The organism is Marinomonas sp. 63XJN7_9_ISO-PGPR-S23-217 (genome assembly GCF_056173515.1).
Genome location: NZ_CM149678.1, coordinates 5,025,001 through 5,046,352, shown reverse-complemented (window position 1 = coordinate 5,046,352; position 21,352 = coordinate 5,025,001). Strand labels below are relative to the sequence as shown.

Here is a 21,352-nt window from a genome sequence, read left to right as displayed (position 1 = left end):
AATTTAGCTAAACCTTGATAGTAGGGAGTCATCAAGGTTTGCACAATTATTCATTTATTAAGATATCTTTGCTTTTTTTAGAAATGAGCTGTGGCTATATTTGGGGCGTTTTATTGCAGAGAGTGTTGCTAAAGTCTTCGAGTATGACGGTGGTCACTATTTGTTCCATTCCACGTCAATAGTTTGCCTGTTTAAGGTGGTGGCAACGTTTATTTTATAGGACACTGGATTTTATCTTAATTTCTTTAAGTTAGGTGACGAATGAACATTTCTTTGCTATTACCATATAGGTCTGAGTAATGGTTTGTATCACATCGTTAAAACAAGTCTCTCTGATGATGTTTCATCAATGGGTGATCACTTGGTTCAATAGGTTTAAGGGATATAGGTATTTAAGGATAGTGTATGAGTTGGCAAGTTCTTTCTATTCGAAGTCGAATGTTTATCGCGTTATCTGTATTGTTGGTTGCCATCGGGGCTCTGTTATTAGGGCTTTGGGCCAGTTCCACAATGGAGTCAGATCTTAAGCAACTAAAAGAAGAGTTGCTGCCCAATCGACTGCACAGTCTCTCTTCTCGTATAAGTGAACAAATTTCTCCATTGATTAATGCCTCTAAGTTAATGACGAATGACCGTTTTATTGCCGACTGGGTAAAAAAAGGAGCAGACGAATCAAGATTACCTTTAGTAGCGGAAGAGCTGAATAGTATTAAACAGTTATCCGGCAGTGACTCGACATTTTATGTGGTCAATATGAAAAGTGGCTTGGAATTCTTAGGTTACGATCAAAAATTTTTCCGCACGCCTCTAGCTGATTACCCTTACAAAGAATTCTATCCTAACTTCTTAGCAAAAAATAAAGACTACGAACTGAATCTGCAGTATGCCGATCAAAAACTGTACATCAACTATCGCAGTCGTGAAATGGATCCCACAACGGGCAAACCCCTTGTCGTGGCAGGATTGGCGATTAAAGTCGATAAGCTGATTGATATGGTCAAACAACTGACCATTGGCAAAAGCGGCCGAGCCATGCTAGTGACGGATCAAGGTGTTATTCAGGCTAAAGGCGAGTCTCCTGCAATCGACTTGATCAAACAAACTGATATTGCCTCCCTGTTACAGGATAAAAACCAAGTTCAAATAGTCGAGAAAAGCATTTCAGGAAAAGATTACTATCTAGGGGCGTTGTGGGTGCCGATGCTGGATCGTTTTATCGTTATTGAAGTGCCTTCTGAGCAAATATTATCCCCCATCTATCAACAACTTATCACGGCGCTGTTGTTGGTTATTGGGCTTATTGCCATTTCTTTAGTGGCATTATACTTCGTCGTCGGCTCTTTGACTAAGCCGATAGTACTGATAAGTAAAGAAATTCATGCGGTGTCGAAAAGCTTGAACCTTAGTCATAAAGTGCTTACCAAGGACCAAGCAGAAGTCGGTGAGCTAGCCAACGCTGTTAACTCTTTACTTAACACTCTTAAAAGTTCGTTGACGACGGTAAACCATGCCGTCGAGACAACGGATGATTCGGTTGAGGGGTTAAATAAACAGGTGGACGAACTGTCTTTGGCGTCTGAAGAGGAGCAGAAGTCCGTTGAGCAAATCTACACAGCGACGCAAAATATTACGGAACAAAGTGCCGGGGTATCGGAATTGGCGGCCAAAGCGGGCGAGCTATCTCATCAGGGGAATGAAGAACTAAAACAAGCCAATAGCGAAGTAGAGCACAGTCTTGAATATTTACAGACACTCAAAACGGATATGACTGAAAGCAAGAGCAGCCTGAATGAGTTGAATGTGCATATCGAGAAAATTTTATCCGTTTTGGATGTTATTACCTCGATCTCCGAGCAGACAAACTTATTAGCGTTGAATGCCGCTATAGAAGCAGCGCGTGCTGGTGAGCATGGCCGTGGCTTTGCCGTTGTTTCCGACGAAGTGCGTTTGTTGTCTCAACGTACCAGTCAGTCCACCACAGAAATTCAAGAGATTATTACGCAATTACGCAGTGCCTCTTCCCTTGTGACGAATCAGATTGATACCGCCTGCGAGCGCAGCGAGGAAACCCTTTTGAGCCAACAAAAAGTCTATGAAAAGGTGTCGTCATTGGATCACTGTTTGCAGCAGTTGTTTGATATGAACGAGCAAGTGCTCGAACGAGCGGACAATCAAAGTGTGGCGGTGCAAGATATTAATAATCACTTGTCTATGCTCGCCGAGCAGAGCCAGCATACGACAGCGTTATTCAACCAGAGCCGAATTGCAACGGAAGCTATTGGGAATGAAATGACACAATTAAAAGCCAAAGTGAGCTTGTTTAAAGGCATTTAAAGGGCTTTTCTGTTTCTTCTTTTAGAGCTAACGCTCGCAGTGATGGTGCCGTCTTCTACTCGGATGGCAATTTTATCATCTTTGCTAACGTCTGCCACAGAGCGTATGACTTGCTTGTCTTTGCTGGCGATGGCGTAACCGCGAAATAAAGTGTTTAGCGGGCTGACAAGGTTGAGCTTTTCCACAAGACGCCCAAAGGCGGTTTGTTTGCTGGTCAATGTACTTTGTAAGGCGCGAGCAAGGCGTGTATCCATATGCTGGAGCGTCTGTTTGTTTTGCTCAATACGACGTGCTGGGCTGTTTTTTGCCAGACGATGAGCCAAATTGTCTGAACGTGTTTGGTGGTCCTGAATCTGACGTTGCATGCCTTGTTGTAATCGACGTTTTAGTTGAGCGAGCTGGTTTTGTTGTTGGTCGATGCGCTCTTTGGGGTGTCGAATGCGTCTAGTCAGAAAGTCGAGCTGTTGCTGATTTTGCTCCAGTATGCGTGATATATGCCGCGTTAGTTGGTTTTCTTGTTGCTCTATTTGGCGGATCAGTTGTGTGCGATCAGGGCTTAATAGCTCTGCAGCGGCGGTGGGCGTTGCGGCACGCATGTCAGCGACAAAGTCGGCGATGGTAAAGTCGACTTCATGGCCCACCGCTGAAACAATCGGTGTATTGGCGGCAAAAATCGCCCGGGCCAATGTTTCATCATTAAAGCTCCATAGGTCCTCTAACGAGCCACCACCACGACCCAGAATAATGGCATCGAAGTAACCACTTTCATCAGCGCGCCGAAGTTGCTTAAGCACATTGCGTGCTGCGTCTTGCCCTTGCACCAAAGAGGGGAGAACCGTGAGTTCGGTTAAAGGAAAACGGCGACGAAACGTGGTCACCATATCACGTACGGCAGCTCCAACTGGAGAGGTGATGATCGCCACACGTTCAGGTTTGGTCGGTAGTGGCTTTTTGTGTTTGGGGTCAAATAAGCCTTCTATTTGTAGTGTGTTCTTTAAACGCTCAAAGGCCTGTTGCAAGGCGCCTTCTCCGGCGGATTCCATGCTTTCTACAGAGAGTTGGCAGTCACCTCGTGGGCCATAAAAAGTGACTCGCGCACGCAGTCGTACCATGTCGCCATCTTTGGGTTGGAAACGTACCGCATTGTTTTTGCCTTTGAACATGGCGCAGCGGATCTGAGCTCGGTCGTCTTTTAATGAAAAATACCAGTGTCCGGAACTCGGCTTGGCTAGATTGGATATTTCGCCTTCCACTAAAATCCATGGCAAGCTGGCCTCAAGCAGCTGCTGTATCTGACGGTTGAGTTGTGAGACGGTAAAGGCGGTCTCTTGTGTCGGGCTGGTTGTAAATTTTTTCATCAATCTCTCGTTGTTTTGATTTACCGAGTGCGACTATTGGAGTAGAATTACTTGCCATCTTAACACCCTAGTTGGCATTGGAAACTCCCCATTATGTTACGAATCGTGCAAGAAGCTTTAACGTTTGACGACGTACTGCTTGTCCCCGGCTATTCCGAAGTTCTTCCTAAGGATGTTAGCCTCAAAACGAAAATCACAAAAGACATTGAGCTGAATATTCCGCTGACGTCTTCTGCGATGGATACCGTCACCGAACACCGCATGGCAATCGCTTTGGCACAAGAAGGTGGCATTGGTATTGTCCACAAAAACTTGACCATTGAAGAGCAAGCTCGTGAAGTTCGCCGTGTGAAAAAATTCGAGAGTGGTATTGTTCGAGATTTGGTGACGATTCACCCAGAAGCCACTGTCCATGAACTAATGGAATTGACTGCAGCAAACAGCATTTCAAGTGTCCCTGTTGTTCAAGGTACCGATTTAGTGGGTATTGTGACCAGCCGTGATGTACGCTTTGTGAAAGATTATGATAAAACCGTCGCTGACATCATGACACCAAAAGAGCGTCTTGTGACGGCCCTAGAAGGCGCATCAGCAGGCTCTATTCGCAAATTGCTTCATGAAAACCGCATTGAAAAAGTGCTTATAGTGAATGAAGAATTTGAGCTGCGTGGCATGGTGACTGTCACTGACTTCAATAAAGCCACAACGTTCCCGAACGCTTGTAAAGATGATCAAGGTCGACTACGAGTCGGCGCGGCCGTCGGTACGGGTGCGGACACACCTGAGCGTGTTAAAGCCTTGGCGGATGCGGGTGTTGACATCATTGTTGTGGATACCGCTCACGGTCATTCTAAAGGCGTGATTGATCGTGTTCGTTGGGTAAAAGATAACTTCCCACACATTCAAGTTATTGGCGGTAACATTGCTACCGCAGAAGCGGCAATTGCCCTCGCGGAAGCGGGTGCGGATGGCGTAAAAGTGGGTATCGGTCCAGGTTCCATCTGTACCACTCGTATCGTCGCTGGTGTAGGGGTTCCTCAAATCAGTGCGGTAGCGAATGTGGCAGAAGTGATGGATCCACTAGGTATTCCTGTAATTGCCGATGGCGGTGTGCGTTTCTCTGGTGATATATCGAAAGCCATTGCCGCAGGCGCCAGTGTGATCATGGTGGGCGGCTTGCTTGCAGGTACGGATGAAGCCCCTGGTGAAGTGGTTCTGTTCCAAGGTCGTTCTTTTAAAGCCTACCGTGGTATGGGGTCTCTTGGTGCCATGTCACAAGCACAAGGCTCTAGTGATCGTTATTTCCAAGACTCCAGTAGTGTGGAAAAATTGGTGCCAGAAGGTATTGAAGGTCGTGTCCCTTCTAAAGGGCCAATGGCAGCGGTTATCCATCAATTGATGGGTGGTGTTCGTTCTTCAATGGGCTACACAGGTTCGCCAGATATTGAGACAATGCGCACCAAAACGCAGTTCTCAAAAATCACCGGAGCGGGCATGCGTGAAAGTCATGTGCATGATGTGACCATTACTAAAGAAGCGCCGAACTACCACCTCGGCTAGACAGGCTAAATTGACACCGGGATGGGGCGTATAAGACGCCCCTTCTTTATTTATTGCTCTTAATTATTAATCGCTCTTACTTGCATAAGCTGATCTTGGCTGGTGAGGGGAAAGGACAGGCTAACAATGTCGCAAGATATCCACGCTCATAAAATTCTTATTATTGATTTCGGTTCACAGTACACACAACTGATCGCGCGTCGTGTGCGTGAAATTGGCGTTTACTGTGAAGTTCGCGCTTTTGATATGGAAGATCAAGAGGTTATCGATTTTGCTCCCAAAGGCATTATCCTAGCGGGTGGGCCTGAATCCGTTCCTGAGCCTGGTTCGCCACGCGCTCCAGAAGCGGTTTTCACAATGGGTGTGCCTGTTTTTGGTATTTGTTACGGCATGCAAACCATGGCAGAGCAATTGGGCGGTAAAGTTCAAGGCTCTGAGATTCGTGAATTTGGCTATGCGCAAATTCGTAAACATCAAGGCCCCTCACTATTCGAAGGCATTGAAGATCATATTGCGAATAATGGTCTTGCCATGCTTGATGTGTGGATGAGTCACGGTGATAAAGTCATTGAAATGCCAAGCGATTTCACCTTGATGGCCTCCACCGAAAGTTGCCCCATTGCCGCGATGGCGAACGAGGCGAAGAAATTTTATGGTGTGCAATTTCACCCAGAAGTAACCCATACGTTACAGGGTGGACGTATTTTGTCACGCTTTGTCGTGGATATTTGTGGTTGTGACACCCTATGGACACCTGCCAACATCGCTCAAGATGCGATTGAACGCATGCAAGAACAAGTGGGTTATCGTAAAGTATTGCTTGCCTTATCGGGTGGTGTGGACTCGTCTGTTGTTGCCGCTTTGTTGCACAAAGCCATTGGTGATCAACTGACCTGTGTGTTTGTGGATAATGGTCTTCTTCGTTTAAACGAAGGCGATCAGGTGATGAAAATGTTTGCCGACAACATGGGTGTAAAAGTCATCCGTGTTGATGCCGAAGACCTGTTCCTCGGTAAATTAGCAGGCGAAGCGGATCCTGAGAAAAAACGTAAAATCATCGGTAATACTTTTATCGAAATATTTGACACCGAAGCGGCGAAATTGACGGATGTCGACTTCCTTGCGCAAGGCACCATCTACCCAGATGTAATCGAATCGGCGGCTTCTAAAACGGGCAAAGCGCATGTGATCAAATCACACCACAACGTGGGCGGCCTACCCGAAGACATGAAGTTCCAATTGGTTGAGCCACTACGGGAATTGTTTAAAGACGAAGTACGTAAATTGGGTCTTGAGTTAGGTCTTCCATACGACATGGTTTACCGCCACCCATTCCCAGGGCCAGGGCTTGGGGTACGTATCTTGGGTGAAGTGAAAAAAGAATACGCCGACATCCTACGTCGTGCCGACGCGATCTTTATTGAAGAACTGCGTAAATCCGGTTGGTACGAAAAAACCAGCCAAGCCTTCGCCGTCTTCTTACCAGTGAAATCTGTTGGTGTAGTAGGTGACGGCCGTCGTTACGAATACGTCGTCGCGCTTCGTGCCGTTGAAACCATCGACTTTATGACCGCGCGCTGGGCACACCTTCCATATGAATTATTGGAAAAAGTATCTGGCCGCATCATCAACGAAATCGAACACATCTCCCGTGTGACCTACGATGTATCCTCTAAACCACCTGCGACCATTGAGTGGGAATAAGTCAGTTAGGCACACCTTAACTGAATAAACAGAAATACCTAAAAGCCCGCCTCGTTTGAAGCGGGTTTTTTTATTACCAGAAGAAAAGAAGTGATGGTGTAAATAGGAGACAAGAGCCTTCAGTCATACCGCCCAACAACAATAGCCTCGCCAACCGTCATTCCTTGCGAAGGCAGGAATCCATCTCGCCGATATAAAATAGCTTCTAGGGTTCCGCTTCCGTTATCTCAAAAAGCTTTAGGGTTGGATAAACCAAAGTGGTTGCTTTAGCGAGCTATCAGGGTTTGACCAGGAAGAAGCCCACTAGGCCCACGCCGACTGGCAAGCCCGCGATCCCGAGAAACACACGTTTGATGTAGAGGATTACGTTGACTATGTCCAAGAGAAGCAAAGGGAGCGAAACGAAGAGATAGCGGGCTTTGTGGGGAGGTAGTCATCTCATTGAAGCCAATTTGTGCCCTTAACATTAGTTCGGATAGATTTCATATAAAAAAATAAATTGACATCCGAGAAATTTTCAAATAACAATCTGTCCACAGTTTGAAAATTGTGGACAATGTTGTTTGGAGGTGAGGGTGAAAGGTCAAGATATTTTGCTGCTAGTAAAACTTCTCTGTTTAGAAAGCTGGAAATCAGGAGATATTGCAGTTTCAAAAGTAAGTGAGGATCTTAGCGGCTGGTCTGATGAGGGTGAGTTGAATGTTCAACTTCGCAGCATTGATGCTATGCTCGAATCCGCAGAGTACTATGAATCTTTGTTTACTCTACGTGGTCTAGCAGCGGAGCTCGGTATCAGTAAAAGTGAGATTAGTAAAAGTTTAAAGAGATGTGTAAACGTCAATTTGGCTAAACATAATCGTTTTACTGGCCGACCCGAGGTAAACAAAAAGGCGTTTGAGGAGTTTGTATCGCATGGAATGAAATACGTTTTTCCTGTAAGGCCTGCTCAACTTACTCGTGGAATACCGACTACTTTTTCTGCACCCGTATTAGAGAGTAAGCTTCTATCTGCTGGTGAGTTAAAAATGGTTTGGCCTGACCCTAGAGGTAAAGAGATGGGGCAAGCTATTGAACCCTTATACAAGTCAGTACCATTTGCTGTGAAAAGAGATAGCGAATTATATGCATATTTAGCTCTTTTGGATGCAATCCGTATGGGGAATGCAAGGGAGAGCAACTTGGCTTGCAAGATGCTTAATGAGAGGCTTTTTAAATGAATCAGAGCACTTTTGAGAAACTTAAGGAAATGATAGCGCAAGTGGCAGAAGCTCTTGGGCCGGATATTTTAAGTGAAACCGCTTTTGTTGGAGGGGTTACAACAGGATTGCTTCTTACCGACCAGTTTGCGCAAGAATCTGTTCGGTCAACAGATGATGTGGATTTGATTATTAGTGCGCTTGGGTATGCTCAAAATGTAGCTTTTGATAAAAAGTTAAGGGAAAGAGGTTTCACAGAAAATCCTGAAGACGACGTGATTTGCCGTAAGCGCCTTGGCGATATTCAGGTTGATTTCATGCCTACGGACAATACGCTCGGGTTCACTAACCGCTGGTATGCTGCAGCGTTAGAGCATGCTCAGGATTATGAGCTGAAGCCAGGTTTAGTGATTCGACTTCTTACACCACCTTACTTTTTAGCAACTAAAATTGAAGCATTTAAAGGGCGTGGAGCCGATTTCTTGTGGGAAAGTCGAGATTTAGAAGATATCGTAAGCTTAATTGACGGTCGCGACTCTATTGCTGAAGATATTTCCGATGCTGATGAAGAGATGCAAGCATTTATATCCACTGAGTTAGATATCATTCGTCGTGACCCTGACTTCGATTATCTATTGCAAAGCGCGACTAATGGTGACGAAGGTCGCATAGAGTACTTACACGAGAAAATCGATAGCATTGTGAGGCAAGGGAATGAGCAATAGAGCAATATCTTTGTCGATCAAAGGAGCTGACCAAGATATAAACCAAGACTATTTAGAGCACTGCATAGTAGGCAAGACTAAAGAGTTTTGGGTGATTGCTGATGGCTCAACTAATGCAAAAGAAAGCGGCGCATTTGTTAAGGCATTCTGTGACGGGTTACGTGAAAATTGGCTGAAGTTACAAACTCCAATCACAAGGGAAGATTTGCTATGTGCGATAAAGACTGTTCATAGGCAAATTCAGCGCGATTTTATATGTGCTAAGGGGAGTTTTTTGCTGCTAGTCATTGAGCCTGAGATACAGCATTGCTTTCATCTAGGAGATTGTCGAATTGGCCTCATAGAGGAGAGTGGCAATATAGAGTGGCAGACCTATCCACACAGTTTGACATTTAGCGCGGTTGGGCCTGATGAGGAGAAACTGCGTAATGCCCCTGACCGGCACACATTATATAAGTCTCTGAAGGGGATGCGTCTTAGTGAGCCAACCTATGAAGAGCTTCATCTTGATTTGAGTAAGCCGTTTATTCTTGCCTCAGATGGGTTTTGGTGCCAAGAGTCTGTCCAGATCCCCAGACTATTGACCGAAGATAGTGTCAATTCATATCTTCAAGGCCTGAGTCTCAGCGATGATTGCACCGTCCTTATCAGAAAAAGTGGTTTTTAAGCTCTACCCTTAAGCAAATTTACTTACTTTGTATGTAATCGCGATATTAGCCTATTTGTATCCAGCAAAACAGCTAATGTAACTATATTATTTGAGGTGGTTCTTTTTATGTATGTAATTAAGCATTTAACTATTAAGCATTTTCGCTCCATCTCAAATCTGGCTATTCATCCTTCTTCCGGTATGAATTGTATAATAGGCCCGGGTGACTCAGGTAAAAGCACTATCCTAGATGCGATTGATTGGGTGCTGGGTGCTCGACGTAGTCTGAAAGTATCGGATAGCGACTTCTACAAAGGAAATATAAGTCAGAATATTGAAATCAATGCTACGGTTTCTGTGCCAGAGCAAGTAATGTCACTTGATAGATATGGGTACTTCATACGCGGATACAATCCCGAAACCAAAGAAGTTCATGAAGAGCCGTTGCCTAACGATATACCAGTACTAACGATACAATTGGTAATCAGTGCTGATCTGGAGCCGATATGGAGACTTTACTCTGAACGTAGCCAAGCTTTAGGAATAGAGAAAGATATTCAATGGAAACACAGGGAACTTCTAGCTCCAGCAAGGCTTGGGGTTGGGAATAATACGCAATTTACGCTAAGCACTCGATCAATATTAAGGAAGTTAGTAGACGCAGACTTAGATTTCTCAAAAGAACTATCATCCTTGCATAGGGCCTCGCGACTCAAATTCTCGGACGACACAGATATATCTATGTTGTCATCTCTAAAAGAATGTGTTGAAAGTATTTCAAGAGAGCTTGGGGTTTCTCTAAACGATGTCACGTTTGGGATAGATGCTGAATCCGGTTTGTCTAATTCGTCTATTGCATTGCATGATCAAAATAATTTGCCAGTTAGAGGGATAGGAACTGGATCCGCAAGGCTCCTTTTGTCTGGACTACAGAACTCAAGTACACAGTCATCAGTTTTATTAATAGATGAAGCTGAGTATGGTCTTGAACCTTATCGTATAGCTTTATTGTTGAAGCTGTTGGGAAGCAAAAATCCAGAATCAGCTAGTCAGTCTTTTATTACGACACACTCGCCTTTCGTTATTCGAGAGTTGGCTGCGACCCAGCTTGCTATTCTAAGAAAATCTCACACCGATAAGGGTGAAATTGACCATATACTTATTCAGCCGAAAGGTACTGCCGAACAACAAGCAACTCTTAGAGCGTGCGCAGAAGCTTTTTTTGCTAAAAGGGTCATAGTGTGTGAGGGGGCTACTGAAGTTGGTTTTCTACGTGCCTTTGATTATGCGTGGAGCTTATGTGGGCCAGGATACATAGGCCTGCAAAATTCGGGTGTGTATTGGAGTGACGGTAATGGTGAAGGGAATATGATTAAGCGTGCGGGTGTATTTCATGAACTTGGCTATGAAACCTATCTTTTTAAAGACTCAGATATTTCTACTAAATCGCATTTAGAAAGGACGCAAGATTTAAAGGAAAAAGGAGTTGGCATTATCGAGTGGGGGGATGGGATGTCTATTGAAAAAGCGATCATCAATCATTGTCCAGTCAAATTGCTTGATGGGATTGTCTCTATTGCCAAAGAGATGCATTCAGAACAGCAGATTTCTCAAAATATCGTGAATTTCTCGGGCGGGAACCTTACTATGCAGACGCTTCCAGAAAGTTATGGCGAGATGCATAGAAGTTACATTTCTGATGCTGCAGGTAAGTACGAATGGTTTAAGTCAATTTATCAAGGAGAAGAATTAGTAGCGCGAATTATCGCTCCATATTGGCAAGATTTTACACCGGAATTTCAAAATGTTGTAAACCTGATATGGGGAATAACACAGTGACAGTAGAGTATATGTTAGATACGCATAGGGGCTTGATAGAGGCTCCAGCTGGCTGCGGTAAGACTCATTTAATTGTCGAATCTTTGAAGTATAACACTACAAAACCTATTCTGCTTTTAACGCATACTACAGCTGGAGTTACGGCTCTCCGTAAGAGACTGTCCATGCAGGGGATTCCAAACAATAGAGCAGTAATAAGCACTATAGACGGATGGATCACTAGGATGGCATCTTTTTTTCCAACTTCAATGGCGATAAATGATGCGGCTCCAGAAAATAGAAAAGACTATTATCCATTTATTAGGCAGCAATCAATTAGTTTTATAGGCCATAGCCCTGCTATTAGATCAGTAATTTCCGACTCATACTCTCGTCTGATTGTTGACGAGTATCAAGACTGTGATGTCGATCAGCATCAGCTAGTTTCGTATCTTGCAGGAATCTTACCTACAGTCGTATTAGGTGACCCACTACAAGCAATATTTACTTTTAGTTCACCGATGCCGTGTTGGGAGCAGCATGTAAAAGGCTTTTTTGGTGTTCCTGGATGTGCATTGTCTACTCCGCATCGATGGCTAAACGCAGGTACGGGAGATCTGGGTTATTGGTTGCTTGAGTTGAGAAATGAGCTGTTACAAGAGAGTTCGGTCAACCTAGAAAAAATTCCTAAAAATGTCAGTGTTTTGGCATTATCATCAAGTTCACAACAGAACATTACTGAGCAGAATAAACTTCAGTATAGCGTCAGCAACTCAAATCCCCATGAGTCGTTATTAATAATAGGTGATTCAAAGTCGCCTAAAAGCCGTCACCTTTTTGCTCAGAGAGCGAATAACTTAGATGTTGTAGAGCCAGTTGATCTAACTGATATAGTTCAGGCTTGTGAGTCTTTTGACCGACTGTCAGGAAGAAGCTTAATTGAGGCATTCCTAGGCTTTCATGCGACCCTCATGACTGGAGTGGATATGGCAAACTCACTTAGACGTATTAATTCAATAGCTAATGGTACAAGTAGAAAGCCACCTTCTCCCAAAGAAGCCCTCGTGGCGCAGCTAGCCACAAATAGAACTACACTGGCCTTAATGCAAGCATCGAGGGCTATAGTTTTAGCTGAGGGAACACATATTTTCCGTAAGGTTGCATTCAGAGCCTTTAATCAAGCATTAGATCTGGCTCAGCAGGAAGGAATGCTGTTGAGAGATGCAATTCTTAAGGTCAGAGAAAGAAGAAGGCTGACGGGTGAAGAGCGAATAGCACATAGGGCAGTTGGTTCTACTTTGCTTCTCAAAGGTTTAGAGTGTGATCATTGTATAGTTTTAGATGCTAATAGCATGAATAAAGAAAACTTCTATGTTGCAGCTACGCGTGCCGCTAAATCATTAAGTATCTACACGAAATCGGTGAATCTTCTTTTTACATAAGAATGTCTTACCAGGGAGTAAAATTATTGAGTTTGGTGATAGCGATTAACTTATTCTTAAGGTTGATGTCTTGTCGGAGTTGTGAGTATGCAATATGAGTAAAACAGAACTTTTATTGGGCTTGGTGTCAGGTACAGAGAAAGAAACTCTCCGCCGCGATATGGCTGAATCCTCTGCTTGGGCACGTGCTGAGTTGAAGAGTCGCCAGGACGAAAAGGCGAAACAAAACGCTGAACATGGTACTAATAATGGTACTACGACAGAGCCAAGCCCCAAACAGCCGTAGTTACAGGGCTTGCGGCCCTCATTGACGATAGAGTGGGAATAATTCAGCGTTAGGTAACACCTTGCGCTGAACAGCAATAAACACTCTAAAGCCCGCTTTCCAGCGGGCTTTTTGTTGTCTAACGGCCAGATATCTGGCATTGACTAGATAGTTTTAAATCCGAAAATCGAAGTGCCCGACATCCTATTCTAGGAGCGTTTAAGCGTTACGCAGTTGCCGTTGCATATTCCGCTGATTCCGGACACCGGTACCGTTTTAATCCGGACACCTTTTTCTCTTCATTTTCTCAGTCTCTAGTTTTACTCCATGTGTCCGGATTGCGCCAGTTTTCTCATCGATTCTCCTCCTAGTTCTATGCGGTGACTGTTGTGGATTAAACGGTCCAGTAAAGCGTCCGCAACCGTGGCATTGCCTATCATGTTGTACCACTCTTTCACTGGCAGTTGACTGATCATGATCGTGCTGCTGGTTTGGTAACGATCTTCTAAAAGCTCTAATAAATGGCCTGCATGATCGGCACTGAGTTTTTCCATCCCCCAGTCATCGAGTATCAGCAGCTGCTTTTTGGCGAGGGCGGCAAGTTGTTTTTGATAGGTGCCGTCTAAGCGGCCAAGGCTGAGGTCATCCAGCAGTCGACTCAGGCGCAGATAGCGAACGCTATAAAGTTGCTCGCACGCCTGTGAGGCAAGGGCGCAGGCAACATAGGTTTTGCCCGCGCCCGTTGGGCCTGTGATGAGGATATTTTGATGCTTTTGCAGGTAACCTCCTGTCAACAGTTCTCCTAGTTGGATGCGCTTTAGTCCACGCCCTTCTTTGTAGAGTAGTTGGCTGGCGCTGGCTTCTACGCGCAGTTTTGCTTGTCGTTTGAGCCGTTCGATTTTGCCATGATTTCTGCCTAGCAGCTCACTGTCAAGGAGCAGTGTGAGACGTTGCTCGAAGTCCAGTTCTCCATAGGTGGTTAACTGTTCTCGTTGTTGTTCTAACGCGGTAACGGCATGACTCAGTCGCAGCATTTTGAGTTGTTCAGTCAGGTGATTCATGTTGTTCTCCTAGTGGTAGCAGTGTGGCCCGCGAACATTGCTGTGCGGGGTGTCGGGTGTCGAGTCAGAAGGAAGAGACAGTGTGCCTTCCCGATGATGATCGAGCAGATTTCGGATAAAGCGCAGAGAAGGTTTGTTGACCAGTAAGGCATCCTGACAGGCTTGCTCTAGGCGGACATCCCCATGTTTGCGCGCGAGACTCAGTATGCCAAGACAGCGACGAGTGGCTTGGGCTGGATGGGCTTTGGACAGGATCTGTTGTTTGATGACGTTTTCGGTGGCGACACCAATCTGCTTGCTCCATCCGATTAAGCGTTCTGGTGACCATTTTTGATGTTGATGATGGCTCGGCATATGTTCCATGTGGGTGCTCAGACCATAGTCTTTTCGGCTGATTGGGTGAGACGAGACGGGCTGACCTTGATGGAAGATTTGTATGATCTGCGACGTCGCTTCCAGCGTCACATATTGACCCACAAGCTGATGCGGTACCGAGTAATAATGCTTTGCGTACTCAATGTGGTAATCCGGTCCCACTTTGGCGCGTTTATGTTCTGTGTAGACATACTTCTGCATCGGTAACGGTTTCAACGCGGGTTTATCGAGGGTGTCAAAAAGGGCTTGGCGACTCACGCCAATCTTTTGCATCGGCCGTTGGTTCAGAGCGTTCATCAGCTCTCGAACCGCATTATTCAGCTCTCTTAGGGTATGGAAGGTGCGATGACGAAGGCGCATCATGATCCAGCGTTCGACAATCAGAACCGCATTTTCGGCCTTGGCTTTGTCTTTGGGTTTATAGGGACGAGCCGGCATAATGGCGGTTTGATAGTGATGCGCTAACTGACGATAACTGTCGTTGAGTTTCGGCTCATAACGATCTGTTTTTGTCACGGCAGCTTTTAAGTTGTCTGGCACCAATAAAGCGGGAACGCCACCGAAGTGTTCAAACGCATTGGCGTGACACTGTAGCCAATGCTCCAGCTTTTGACTTTCGCTGGCTTCAACGTAGGTGTAGTTAGACGCTCCCAGTGTGGCGACAAACACTTGTGAGTGGCGAACGTCGCCCGTTTCCGGATTGACGATCGGGATAGTCGGTCCGCAATAATCAATGAATAACTTGTCACCTGCGGTATGGAGTTGACGCATACTGCGTTTTTGTGTGGCGAGCCAACGACGGAAGTACTCGCAGAACTGGCTGTAGCCATAAGTGCGCTCTTGGTGCTCGGCAACATATTCTTCCCACAACAATTGCTTCGTCGCCCCTTTGCGCTTGAGTTCGATAAAAAAGTACGCAAAGTCCGGCATCACTTTCAGGCGATTAGCCGGTTTTTCTTGATACAGCGCTTTAGACAGATCGGTATCGGAAACGTCACTGGCAAGGGGCCAATAATAGTCACTTTGTTTGAAACGAGTCAGGACATCGGACACGGTAGAGCGGCCGACATTCAAACAAGAAGCAATCTGCCGCGTGGATAAATGGCACTCATGTTTGAGACGCAAAATCTCTTTAATATTGGTCATTGAGGTTCTCTTTCTGGTCATGATCACTTCCTGGCAACGTATTAGGTGTAACCAAGTGTAGTGAGCGATTGATTTAAAAGAGAAAACGAAGGGATTCCGGTGAATCCGGACAGGGTTTACGCTAATCCGGACAGGGATTCCGGGGAAAGCCAAAAAGTGTCCGGTTTAGAGCGTAATAGGTGTCCGGATAAAAACGGAATGGGTGTCCGAGTTATATCGGAATGGGTGTCCGGATTGCTCCGGTATATGCAGCCGTATTTAAACGTGGGACTGGTTTGTCATTGATTGGAAGATGAATCAATGCGGAGATAAACGCTAGCGCAACCGCAGTCCACCAAATAGGGGCGTATGAGCCGTAATAATCGTAGACGACACCACCGGCCCATGCACCCAAAAAGCTGCCTAATTGGTGAGAGAGAAACACTAAACCGTATAGCGTCGATAGGTAACGAGGGCCAAAAATTTGACGTACTAAGCCAGATGTTAAGGGCACCGTACCTAACCAGCAAAAACCGATGGCAGCGCCGAAAATGATAGCCGTCATGTCAGTGGTAGGGAATATCACAAAAGCACTGATCACAACCGTACGCATTAAATACAGTGCAGACATCACATAACGTTTGTTATAGAGGTCTGCCATGGCTCCCCAAAAGTATGAACCAAAGATATTGAATATACCTACACAAGCCAGTGCCATGGCCGCTGTTGATGCGAGTAGGCCTTTATCCGACAAATAACTTGGAAGGTGAGTGGCGATAAACATCACATGGAAACCACATACAAAAAAGCCTATATGAATCAACCAGTAGCCTTTGTGTGAAAACGCTTCTTTCAAAGCCTCTTTGAGGGTTTGCAGGTCTTCTTGTAGATGGTGTGTAGTATGTGTTTCTTGCTTTGCTGTCTTGATGAATACGGCAAACACCACAATAAAACTACACATGACAGCAAATATTTGCATAGCACTTTGCCAATCATAAATACTCAATAATGTTTGTGCGCCAGGGATCATCGCAAACATACCAAATGACCCTGCCGCCGTGGTTAAGCCAAAGGCTTTTGCCGCATGTTGCGCAGGCACCACTTTCGCTACCGCCCCTAGGACGATTACGTAGCTGGTAGCACTTAAGCCAAGCCCAACAAGCACTCCTAAGGATAGGTACATCATAGTCGGCTCGACGGCAATCGAGGTTAAGTACAGACCAGCGGCATAAGAGGCCGAGCCTATAATGATGATACGTTTTGGCCCCCAACGGTCGGCGGCCATTCCCACAAACGGCTGGAACGCGCCAAATAGTAAGTTTTGCAATGCAATGGCAAAGCTGAAAAACTCTCGCCCCGTATGGAAGTAGTCAGAAATAGGCGTCATGAAAATACCAAAGGATTGCCTGATTCCTAAGCTGGTAATCAAGATGCCTATGCCCAGCCAAACTAGCAATGGAAATCGAAAAGTAAACATAAATTGCTCTTAATAATGCCTGCAGTGATCAGAGGGCGTTTCATTTATGTCCATTGGTTCGTGGCCGCCATGGTTAATGGCTTGCGCTGTTATTCGGTTCTCTAACTTGGGTAGGTGATAGAGAAACATTCATGACAGACGCAACATAACTAACAATCTCAGTACTTTAGCGAAAGTGGAATGAAACGAGTGCGGATACGCGCTCAACTAGGATATGTAAGGAGTTTAGAGAGTATTCAGAGGGGACTCAAATGATAAAAAGTGAAGTGGTCTATGCAAATTATACATAAATCAAATTTATCATTGAGAAGGCACCGCATCAATAAATGGGGGCAGTTGCGTTGAGAGATAGGATATAATGAATGTTATGGGGCAAAATGACATTCTTCTATGCATAAGACGCATTGGCGGCGAACTCACTCCAGTCCCATTTCTACCACACGATTAGCGATTAGCTTGCCACACTCTTCCTTTACGATGCTTCTTAACCATTCCTGTGCAGGTGAATGCTCACAACGAGGGTGCCAAATCATGGAATAATCAAACGGTGTAAAATGAAAGGGTAGCGGTTTGACGATTAGATCATGCTTCTCAGAAACTAAGTAGGCTAAATCTGCTGGTACTGTAATAATGAGAGGCATGGTATCAACAATCGCCAGTGCCGCTTCTAAATAATAAGTCCTCAGAATCATGCGTCGTTTAGGTTTATCTTCCAATGCCTGTTCAATAAGGGATTTCACTCCATCGCTAATGGCAATCATTGCGTGAGGAAAATTCAAATAATCCTCTAGACACATTGGCTTATTCGCTAACGGATGTTGCTTAGATAATAGACATGACACTCCAACTCGCCCTAATGTTTCATACTGTAATGGCTCTATAGAGTAAATTGGGCGACTAATAGCTAAGTCTGCTCGACCGTAAGTGAGTTGCTCTTTTAAATGTTCATCTTGCAGCGGCAAAAACTCAAACGCGACATTAGGTGCTTCCTGATATATGCGAGGTAAAGCAAAGGGTAAAATAGTTTGCATTGCATAATCAGTCGTTAAAATCGTGAATGTTTGATCACAAAACGTGGGGTCAAAATCAATGGGAGACAAGAGTTGTCTAAGAGAGCCAATTGGCTCGTCTAGCGCTCTATTCACTGATAACGCTTTTTCTGTTGGGATTAGCTGTTGCCCTTGACGTGTAAATAAAGGGTCTGACAACAAACAGCGTAATCGCCCCAGAACCCGGCTCATGGCAGACTGGCTCAAGTTTAAGCGCTCTGCTGCTCGGCTGACACTGCGCTCCTCAACCAGAACTTGCAACGCGACCAGCAGATTTAAATCCCGACGGTAAATCTCTTCTATTTTCATACCCATCCTTAAGCAATTCTAACCATATTGACAGTGTAACCAATAAATTATGGAAAACATCTCTTGAGTTGGAAGCATTTATTTTGGCAAATCCCCATGCTTACTATTTCCTTGTATTAAATATTTTCCATCCTGTCTATACAGGTCTTCCGATTGCTTCTGTTTAGTGGGCAGGACAGGAGACACTGACTCGTTAACTAACGGAGCAGAACTTGCTGCTACGTTAGCTTATGAGCTGGAAGGAAGATGGCCGAAGATCTCTCGATCTAAATCTTATGGCCTGCAGCGAGGCGGTTGCGATGTTCAATACTATGACTGCGCATACTCCAATAGCCTTTGCTGGGATTAATGGAAAGGCGGTAGCTGGCCGCTATAGTTGATTCTTACGGCTCCTTCACTTCCGTCGTATATTGTGTTTTTCCTTGGATGAGGACAATGGAGACAAGCGCATAGAGTGCCAATAAAAAGGCGAAAGACATAGCTGTTGAAAAGGTCAGGCTTGTGACCAAATAGCCTCCTAATCCTCCAGCGCACATTTGCAAGCATGTTATATAGCCTAGTAGTTTCCCATGGCCTTTATGAATACCTGATAAGCTCATTGCCATAGCGTTGGCAATCGTAATCGGAAAGGAAAAACAATACGTAGCAAAACCTAAAAGTGAAAGCCAATAAAAACCATGGCTAAAAAATATGATCATGGCACTGATGGCTTGCAATAAAATACCCAAGGTAAGTAGTTTTTTCGAAGACCAATGATTGGAACGGTTTCCAGAGAAAATGCCTCCCAATATGATAAAAACAGCATTGAAAGCAAAGGCAATCAGAAAAAAAAGCTTACTGAGCCCCATGGCGTCAATAACAAAAGGATATGCTGAGACATAAGTAAAAAGTCCACCTAAGCTTAATATGGAAATAATACCGTATCGAATATAATCCTTATTGAAAGAGACTTTTTTGCTCATCGTCGCGTGACTTTTAGGGATAATGCTAAGGTTTCTCAACAACCAAAATAGAAATGCTATGCCAATAACGAAAAGGACTAAAAATGTGGCTCGCCAGCTTCCCGTTAACTCATATAAAAAAGTACCAATGGCTGGGGCCGTAGCAGGAATGGCATTCATAATAGATTGTTGATAGCCAAGGTATTTTTGCTTTTCATTGCCTTGAAAACTTCGATCAATAAAGAGTATGGATGACAAAGATAAACCACCCGCAAAGACGCCTTGACCAAAGCGAGAAATGAGCAAAGAAAGATAGTCGGTAAATAAGAAAATAGCGCCAGAGGTTAAGATATAGCCGATCAAGGAAAATACAATCAAGAACGGCAATCCCTTTTTATCATTAACCAGACCAAATAGAATTTGCCCTACGCCTAGTCCAAAGAGAAAAATAGATAGAGTAAGCGAAGCACTTGCATGAAACTCACCTTCGATGACGCTCATAAGGCCAAGGTACATATCGATTGCTAACGGGCTAAAAAGTGACAGTAAAGCAGCAAGGTAAAAAGCTTTTTTCATAAGATAAAATTTTATTAGAGAGTGAGAGGATAATTTTATTTATTTGTATAAATCAGTATGGGCTTATTGTGCCGTAAAGAGTGGGATACCAATGATATTTTGAGGAGGGTGTCCATGTTGCTGCTCCTTTGTGATGGTATCTATATCTTGTATCGGTTGGTGATTGACGGGTAAGTGCCAAAATAACCGTATTAGCTTGTCATAATAAAGGGAGAATAAGAAAATGCTACGTTTTTTACCAACAGCGCTGCCATTCCAAGACTGTATCCATCACACGAGTGAGCATAATCAGATTCAATTCGCGCTGGCGTAGGGTGCTGTTTGCATTTCGTCTGTCGTCGAGCAATAGCGGCTACCTTTATCGATGTATTTGACACAGAAGCGACGGCGGTAGAAGCCATCGACTTTATAAATGCGCTGGGCGTACCTTCCGTACAAGCGACTTAGTGGGAATAATCTTCCTGTGTTAATGGTTTAATGAAGCGGCTCTCTTTATAGTAAAGAGGGCCGTTTTTGTTTGTGTTGAATAGTAAAAAGTGCTGGAGCATTGTTGTGAAATTTCCAACGCCCTTAATAGAGGGAAAATTGATTAAGCGTTATAAGCGTTTTTTGTCTGACATTGAGTTGCCGAGTGGCGAGGTCGTGGTGGCCCATTGTCCAAATACGGGGTCAATGAAACGCTGCCAACAAGAGCGTGCACGCGTTTGGCTATCTAAGAGTGATAACCCTAAGCGCAAGTTGGCTTATACCTGGGAGCTGGTAGAAGTTGATAATCAATATTTGGCTTGTATCAATACTGGCTATCCAAATAAGCTGGTGGGCGAAGCCATTGCTAATGGTGTGGTGAAAGAACTTGCTGGTTACGCTGAGCAAAAAGCGGAAGTGAAATATGGCGGAAACAGCCGAATCGATTGGTTGCTTACGGGTGAGGACGGCCGTAAGTGCTATGTGGAAGTGAAGAATGTCACGTTATTAGAAGAAGATGGAATGGGGTACTTTCCAGATGCGGTAACAGATCGGGGTCGTAAGCATCTATACGAACTGGCGCAGATGGTCGAAGAGGGGCATCGTGCAGTGATGTTTTTCTGTGTGAGTCATACTGGAATCGATTCTGTGACACCCGCTGCACATATTGATAAGAAGTATGCACAAGCTTTTATCGAAGTGGTTGCAAAGGGGGTAGAGGTTATTGCCTATCAAGTTGAGATAAGTCCACAGGCGATGAAAATCGAGCGCCAACTTCCAGTGGAAATGCCTAGAGTACTTGATGCATAAAATTGGCTTGGTTTTGAACTAGATTTTTGCTTTTTTGTTGGCTTATTGAACGATTTTAGACTTTCTAAAATAAAATCATCGGAAACCTAAAAAAGTACTTGCGCTCAAAATTC

17 protein-coding genes are annotated in these 21,352 nt (G+C 44.7%); 11 read left to right on the top strand and 6 right to left on the bottom strand.

Annotated features, from left to right (window positions below; translation table 11 throughout):
- Positions 1–405 precede the first annotated feature (405 nt).
- The gene (locus tag AC0VYI_RS23400; RefSeq protein ID WP_475445957.1) at positions 406–2,334 is read left to right on the top strand and encodes a methyl-accepting chemotaxis protein; all 1,929 of its coding nucleotides are present in this window, start codon (positions 406–408) and stop codon (positions 2,332–2,334) included.
- Here AC0VYI_RS23400 and xseA read toward each other — a convergent pair.
- Positions 2,331–3,692, bottom strand: coding sequence for an exodeoxyribonuclease VII large subunit (xseA, locus tag AC0VYI_RS23395; protein ID WP_475445955.1), 1,362 nt, complete (start codon positions 3,690–3,692; stop codon positions 2,331–2,333). The genes AC0VYI_RS23400 and xseA overlap by 4 nt on opposite strands.
- Before the next feature lie 93 nt (positions 3,693–3,785).
- Here xseA and guaB point away from each other — a divergent pair, with 93 nt between their 5' ends.
- The 8 genes from guaB (at position 3,786) to AC0VYI_RS23355 (ending at position 13,072) form a co-directional block, all read left to right on the top strand.
- Positions 3,786–5,252 (top strand): IMP dehydrogenase, encoded by a 1,467-nt coding sequence (gene guaB, locus AC0VYI_RS23390; RefSeq protein WP_199478136.1) that lies wholly within the window; start codon positions 3,786–3,788, stop codon positions 5,250–5,252.
- Positions 5,253–5,378: 126 nt separating this feature from the next.
- Positions 5,379–6,956 carry a glutamine-hydrolyzing GMP synthase gene (gene guaA / locus AC0VYI_RS23385; RefSeq protein WP_475445953.1) on the top strand — a complete coding sequence of 526 codons (1,578 nt, stop codon included), beginning with the start codon at positions 5,379–5,381 and terminating at the stop codon, positions 6,954–6,956.
- A 575-nt stretch (positions 6,957–7,531) separates the two neighbouring features.
- Positions 7,532–8,173: a hypothetical protein gene (locus AC0VYI_RS23380; protein WP_475445951.1), complete on the top strand. Its 642-nt coding sequence runs from the start codon at positions 7,532–7,534 to the stop codon at positions 8,171–8,173.
- Positions 8,170–8,877 carry a hypothetical protein gene (locus AC0VYI_RS23375; RefSeq protein WP_475445949.1) on the top strand — a complete coding sequence of 236 codons (708 nt, stop codon included), beginning with the start codon at positions 8,170–8,172 and terminating at the stop codon, positions 8,875–8,877. Before AC0VYI_RS23380 ends, AC0VYI_RS23375 begins: the two co-directional genes overlap by 4 nt.
- Entirely contained in the window at positions 8,867–9,544 is a 678-nt protein-coding gene (locus tag AC0VYI_RS23370; protein WP_475445948.1) for a hypothetical protein, read from the top strand. Before AC0VYI_RS23375 ends, AC0VYI_RS23370 begins: the two co-directional genes overlap by 11 nt.
- 108 nt (positions 9,545–9,652) lie before the next feature.
- Positions 9,653–11,365 (top strand): ATP-dependent nuclease, encoded by a 1,713-nt coding sequence (locus AC0VYI_RS23365; protein ID WP_475445946.1) that lies wholly within the window; start codon positions 9,653–9,655, stop codon positions 11,363–11,365.
- Positions 11,347–12,786 (top strand): UvrD-helicase domain-containing protein, encoded by a 1,440-nt coding sequence (locus AC0VYI_RS23360; protein WP_475445944.1) that lies wholly within the window; start codon positions 11,347–11,349, stop codon positions 12,784–12,786. Before AC0VYI_RS23365 ends, AC0VYI_RS23360 begins: the two co-directional genes overlap by 19 nt.
- Before the next feature lie 94 nt (positions 12,787–12,880).
- Complete coding sequence (locus AC0VYI_RS23355) at positions 12,881–13,072, top strand: hypothetical protein (RefSeq protein ID WP_475445942.1); 192 nt, start codon at positions 12,881–12,883, stop codon at positions 13,070–13,072.
- Between the two features lie 299 nt (positions 13,073–13,371).
- Here AC0VYI_RS23355 and istB read toward each other — a convergent pair whose 3' ends face one another.
- The 5 genes from istB to AC0VYI_RS23330 all read right to left on the bottom strand — a co-directional run bounded on the left by istB (position 13,372) and on the right by AC0VYI_RS23330 (position 19,964).
- Complete coding sequence (gene istB, locus AC0VYI_RS23350) at positions 13,372–14,112, bottom strand: IS21-like element helper ATPase IstB (protein ID WP_475443432.1); 741 nt, start codon at positions 14,110–14,112, stop codon at positions 13,372–13,374.
- A gap of 9 nt (positions 14,113–14,121) precedes the next feature.
- A complete protein-coding gene (istA, locus tag AC0VYI_RS23345) occupies positions 14,122–15,654 on the bottom strand; it encodes an IS21 family transposase (protein WP_475443430.1) in 1,533 nt (510 codons plus the stop codon).
- A 190-nt stretch (positions 15,655–15,844) separates the two neighbouring features.
- A complete protein-coding gene (locus AC0VYI_RS23340) occupies positions 15,845–17,089 on the bottom strand; it encodes an MFS transporter (protein WP_475445940.1) in 1,245 nt (414 codons plus the stop codon).
- Positions 17,090–17,505: 416 nt separating this feature from the next.
- The gene (locus tag AC0VYI_RS23335) at positions 17,506–18,447 is read right to left on the bottom strand and encodes a LysR family transcriptional regulator (RefSeq protein ID WP_475445938.1); all 942 of its coding nucleotides are present in this window, start codon (positions 18,445–18,447) and stop codon (positions 17,506–17,508) included.
- 383 nt (positions 18,448–18,830) lie between these two features.
- Positions 18,831–19,964, bottom strand: coding sequence for an MFS transporter (locus AC0VYI_RS23330; protein WP_475445937.1), 1,134 nt, complete (start codon positions 19,962–19,964; stop codon positions 18,831–18,833).
- A gap of 321 nt (positions 19,965–20,285) precedes the next feature.
- Between AC0VYI_RS23330 and AC0VYI_RS23325 the strand changes: the two genes are divergently transcribed.
- Positions 20,286–20,411 carry a hypothetical protein gene (locus AC0VYI_RS23325; RefSeq protein ID WP_475445935.1) on the top strand — a complete coding sequence of 42 codons (126 nt, stop codon included), beginning with the start codon at positions 20,286–20,288 and terminating at the stop codon, positions 20,409–20,411.
- Between the two features lie 105 nt (positions 20,412–20,516).
- Complete coding sequence (sfsA, locus tag AC0VYI_RS23320) at positions 20,517–21,239, top strand: DNA/RNA nuclease SfsA (RefSeq protein ID WP_475445934.1); 723 nt, start codon at positions 20,517–20,519, stop codon at positions 21,237–21,239.
- The last annotated feature ends 113 nt before the right edge of the window (positions 21,240–21,352 follow it).

Excerpts from the sequence above, each read along its gene's own strand:
- AC0VYI_RS23400 (WP_475445957.1), top strand. The coding sequence starts at position 406 with ATGAGTTGGCAAGTTCTTTCTATTCGAAGTCGAATGTTTATCGCGTTA.
- xseA (WP_475445955.1), bottom strand. The coding sequence starts at position 3,692 with ATGAAAAAATTTACAACCAGCCCGACACAAGAGACCGCCTTTACCGTC.
- guaB (WP_199478136.1), top strand. The coding sequence starts at position 3,786 with ATGTTACGAATCGTGCAAGAAGCTTTAACGTTTGACGACGTACTGCTT.
- guaA (WP_475445953.1), top strand. The coding sequence starts at position 5,379 with ATGTCGCAAGATATCCACGCTCATAAAATTCTTATTATTGATTTCGGT.
- AC0VYI_RS23375 (WP_475445949.1), top strand. The coding sequence starts at position 8,170 with ATGAATCAGAGCACTTTTGAGAAACTTAAGGAAATGATAGCGCAAGTG.
- AC0VYI_RS23370 (WP_475445948.1), top strand. The coding sequence starts at position 8,867 with ATGAGCAATAGAGCAATATCTTTGTCGATCAAAGGAGCTGACCAAGAT.
- AC0VYI_RS23365 (WP_475445946.1), top strand. The coding sequence starts at position 9,653 with ATGTATGTAATTAAGCATTTAACTATTAAGCATTTTCGCTCCATCTCA.
- AC0VYI_RS23360 (WP_475445944.1), top strand. The coding sequence starts at position 11,347 with ATGGGGAATAACACAGTGACAGTAGAGTATATGTTAGATACGCATAGG.
- AC0VYI_RS23355 (WP_475445942.1), top strand. The coding sequence starts at position 12,881 with ATGAGTAAAACAGAACTTTTATTGGGCTTGGTGTCAGGTACAGAGAAA.
- istB (WP_475443432.1), bottom strand. The coding sequence starts at position 14,112 with ATGAATCACCTGACTGAACAACTCAAAATGCTGCGACTGAGTCATGCC.
- istA (WP_475443430.1), bottom strand. The coding sequence starts at position 15,654 with ATGACCAGAAAGAGAACCTCAATGACCAATATTAAAGAGATTTTGCGT.
- AC0VYI_RS23340 (WP_475445940.1), bottom strand. The coding sequence starts at position 17,089 with ATGTTTACTTTTCGATTTCCATTGCTAGTTTGGCTGGGCATAGGCATC.
- AC0VYI_RS23335 (WP_475445938.1), bottom strand. The coding sequence starts at position 18,447 with ATGAAAATAGAAGAGATTTACCGTCGGGATTTAAATCTGCTGGTCGCG.
- AC0VYI_RS23330 (WP_475445937.1), bottom strand. The coding sequence starts at position 19,964 with ATGAAAAAAGCTTTTTACCTTGCTGCTTTACTGTCACTTTTTAGCCCG.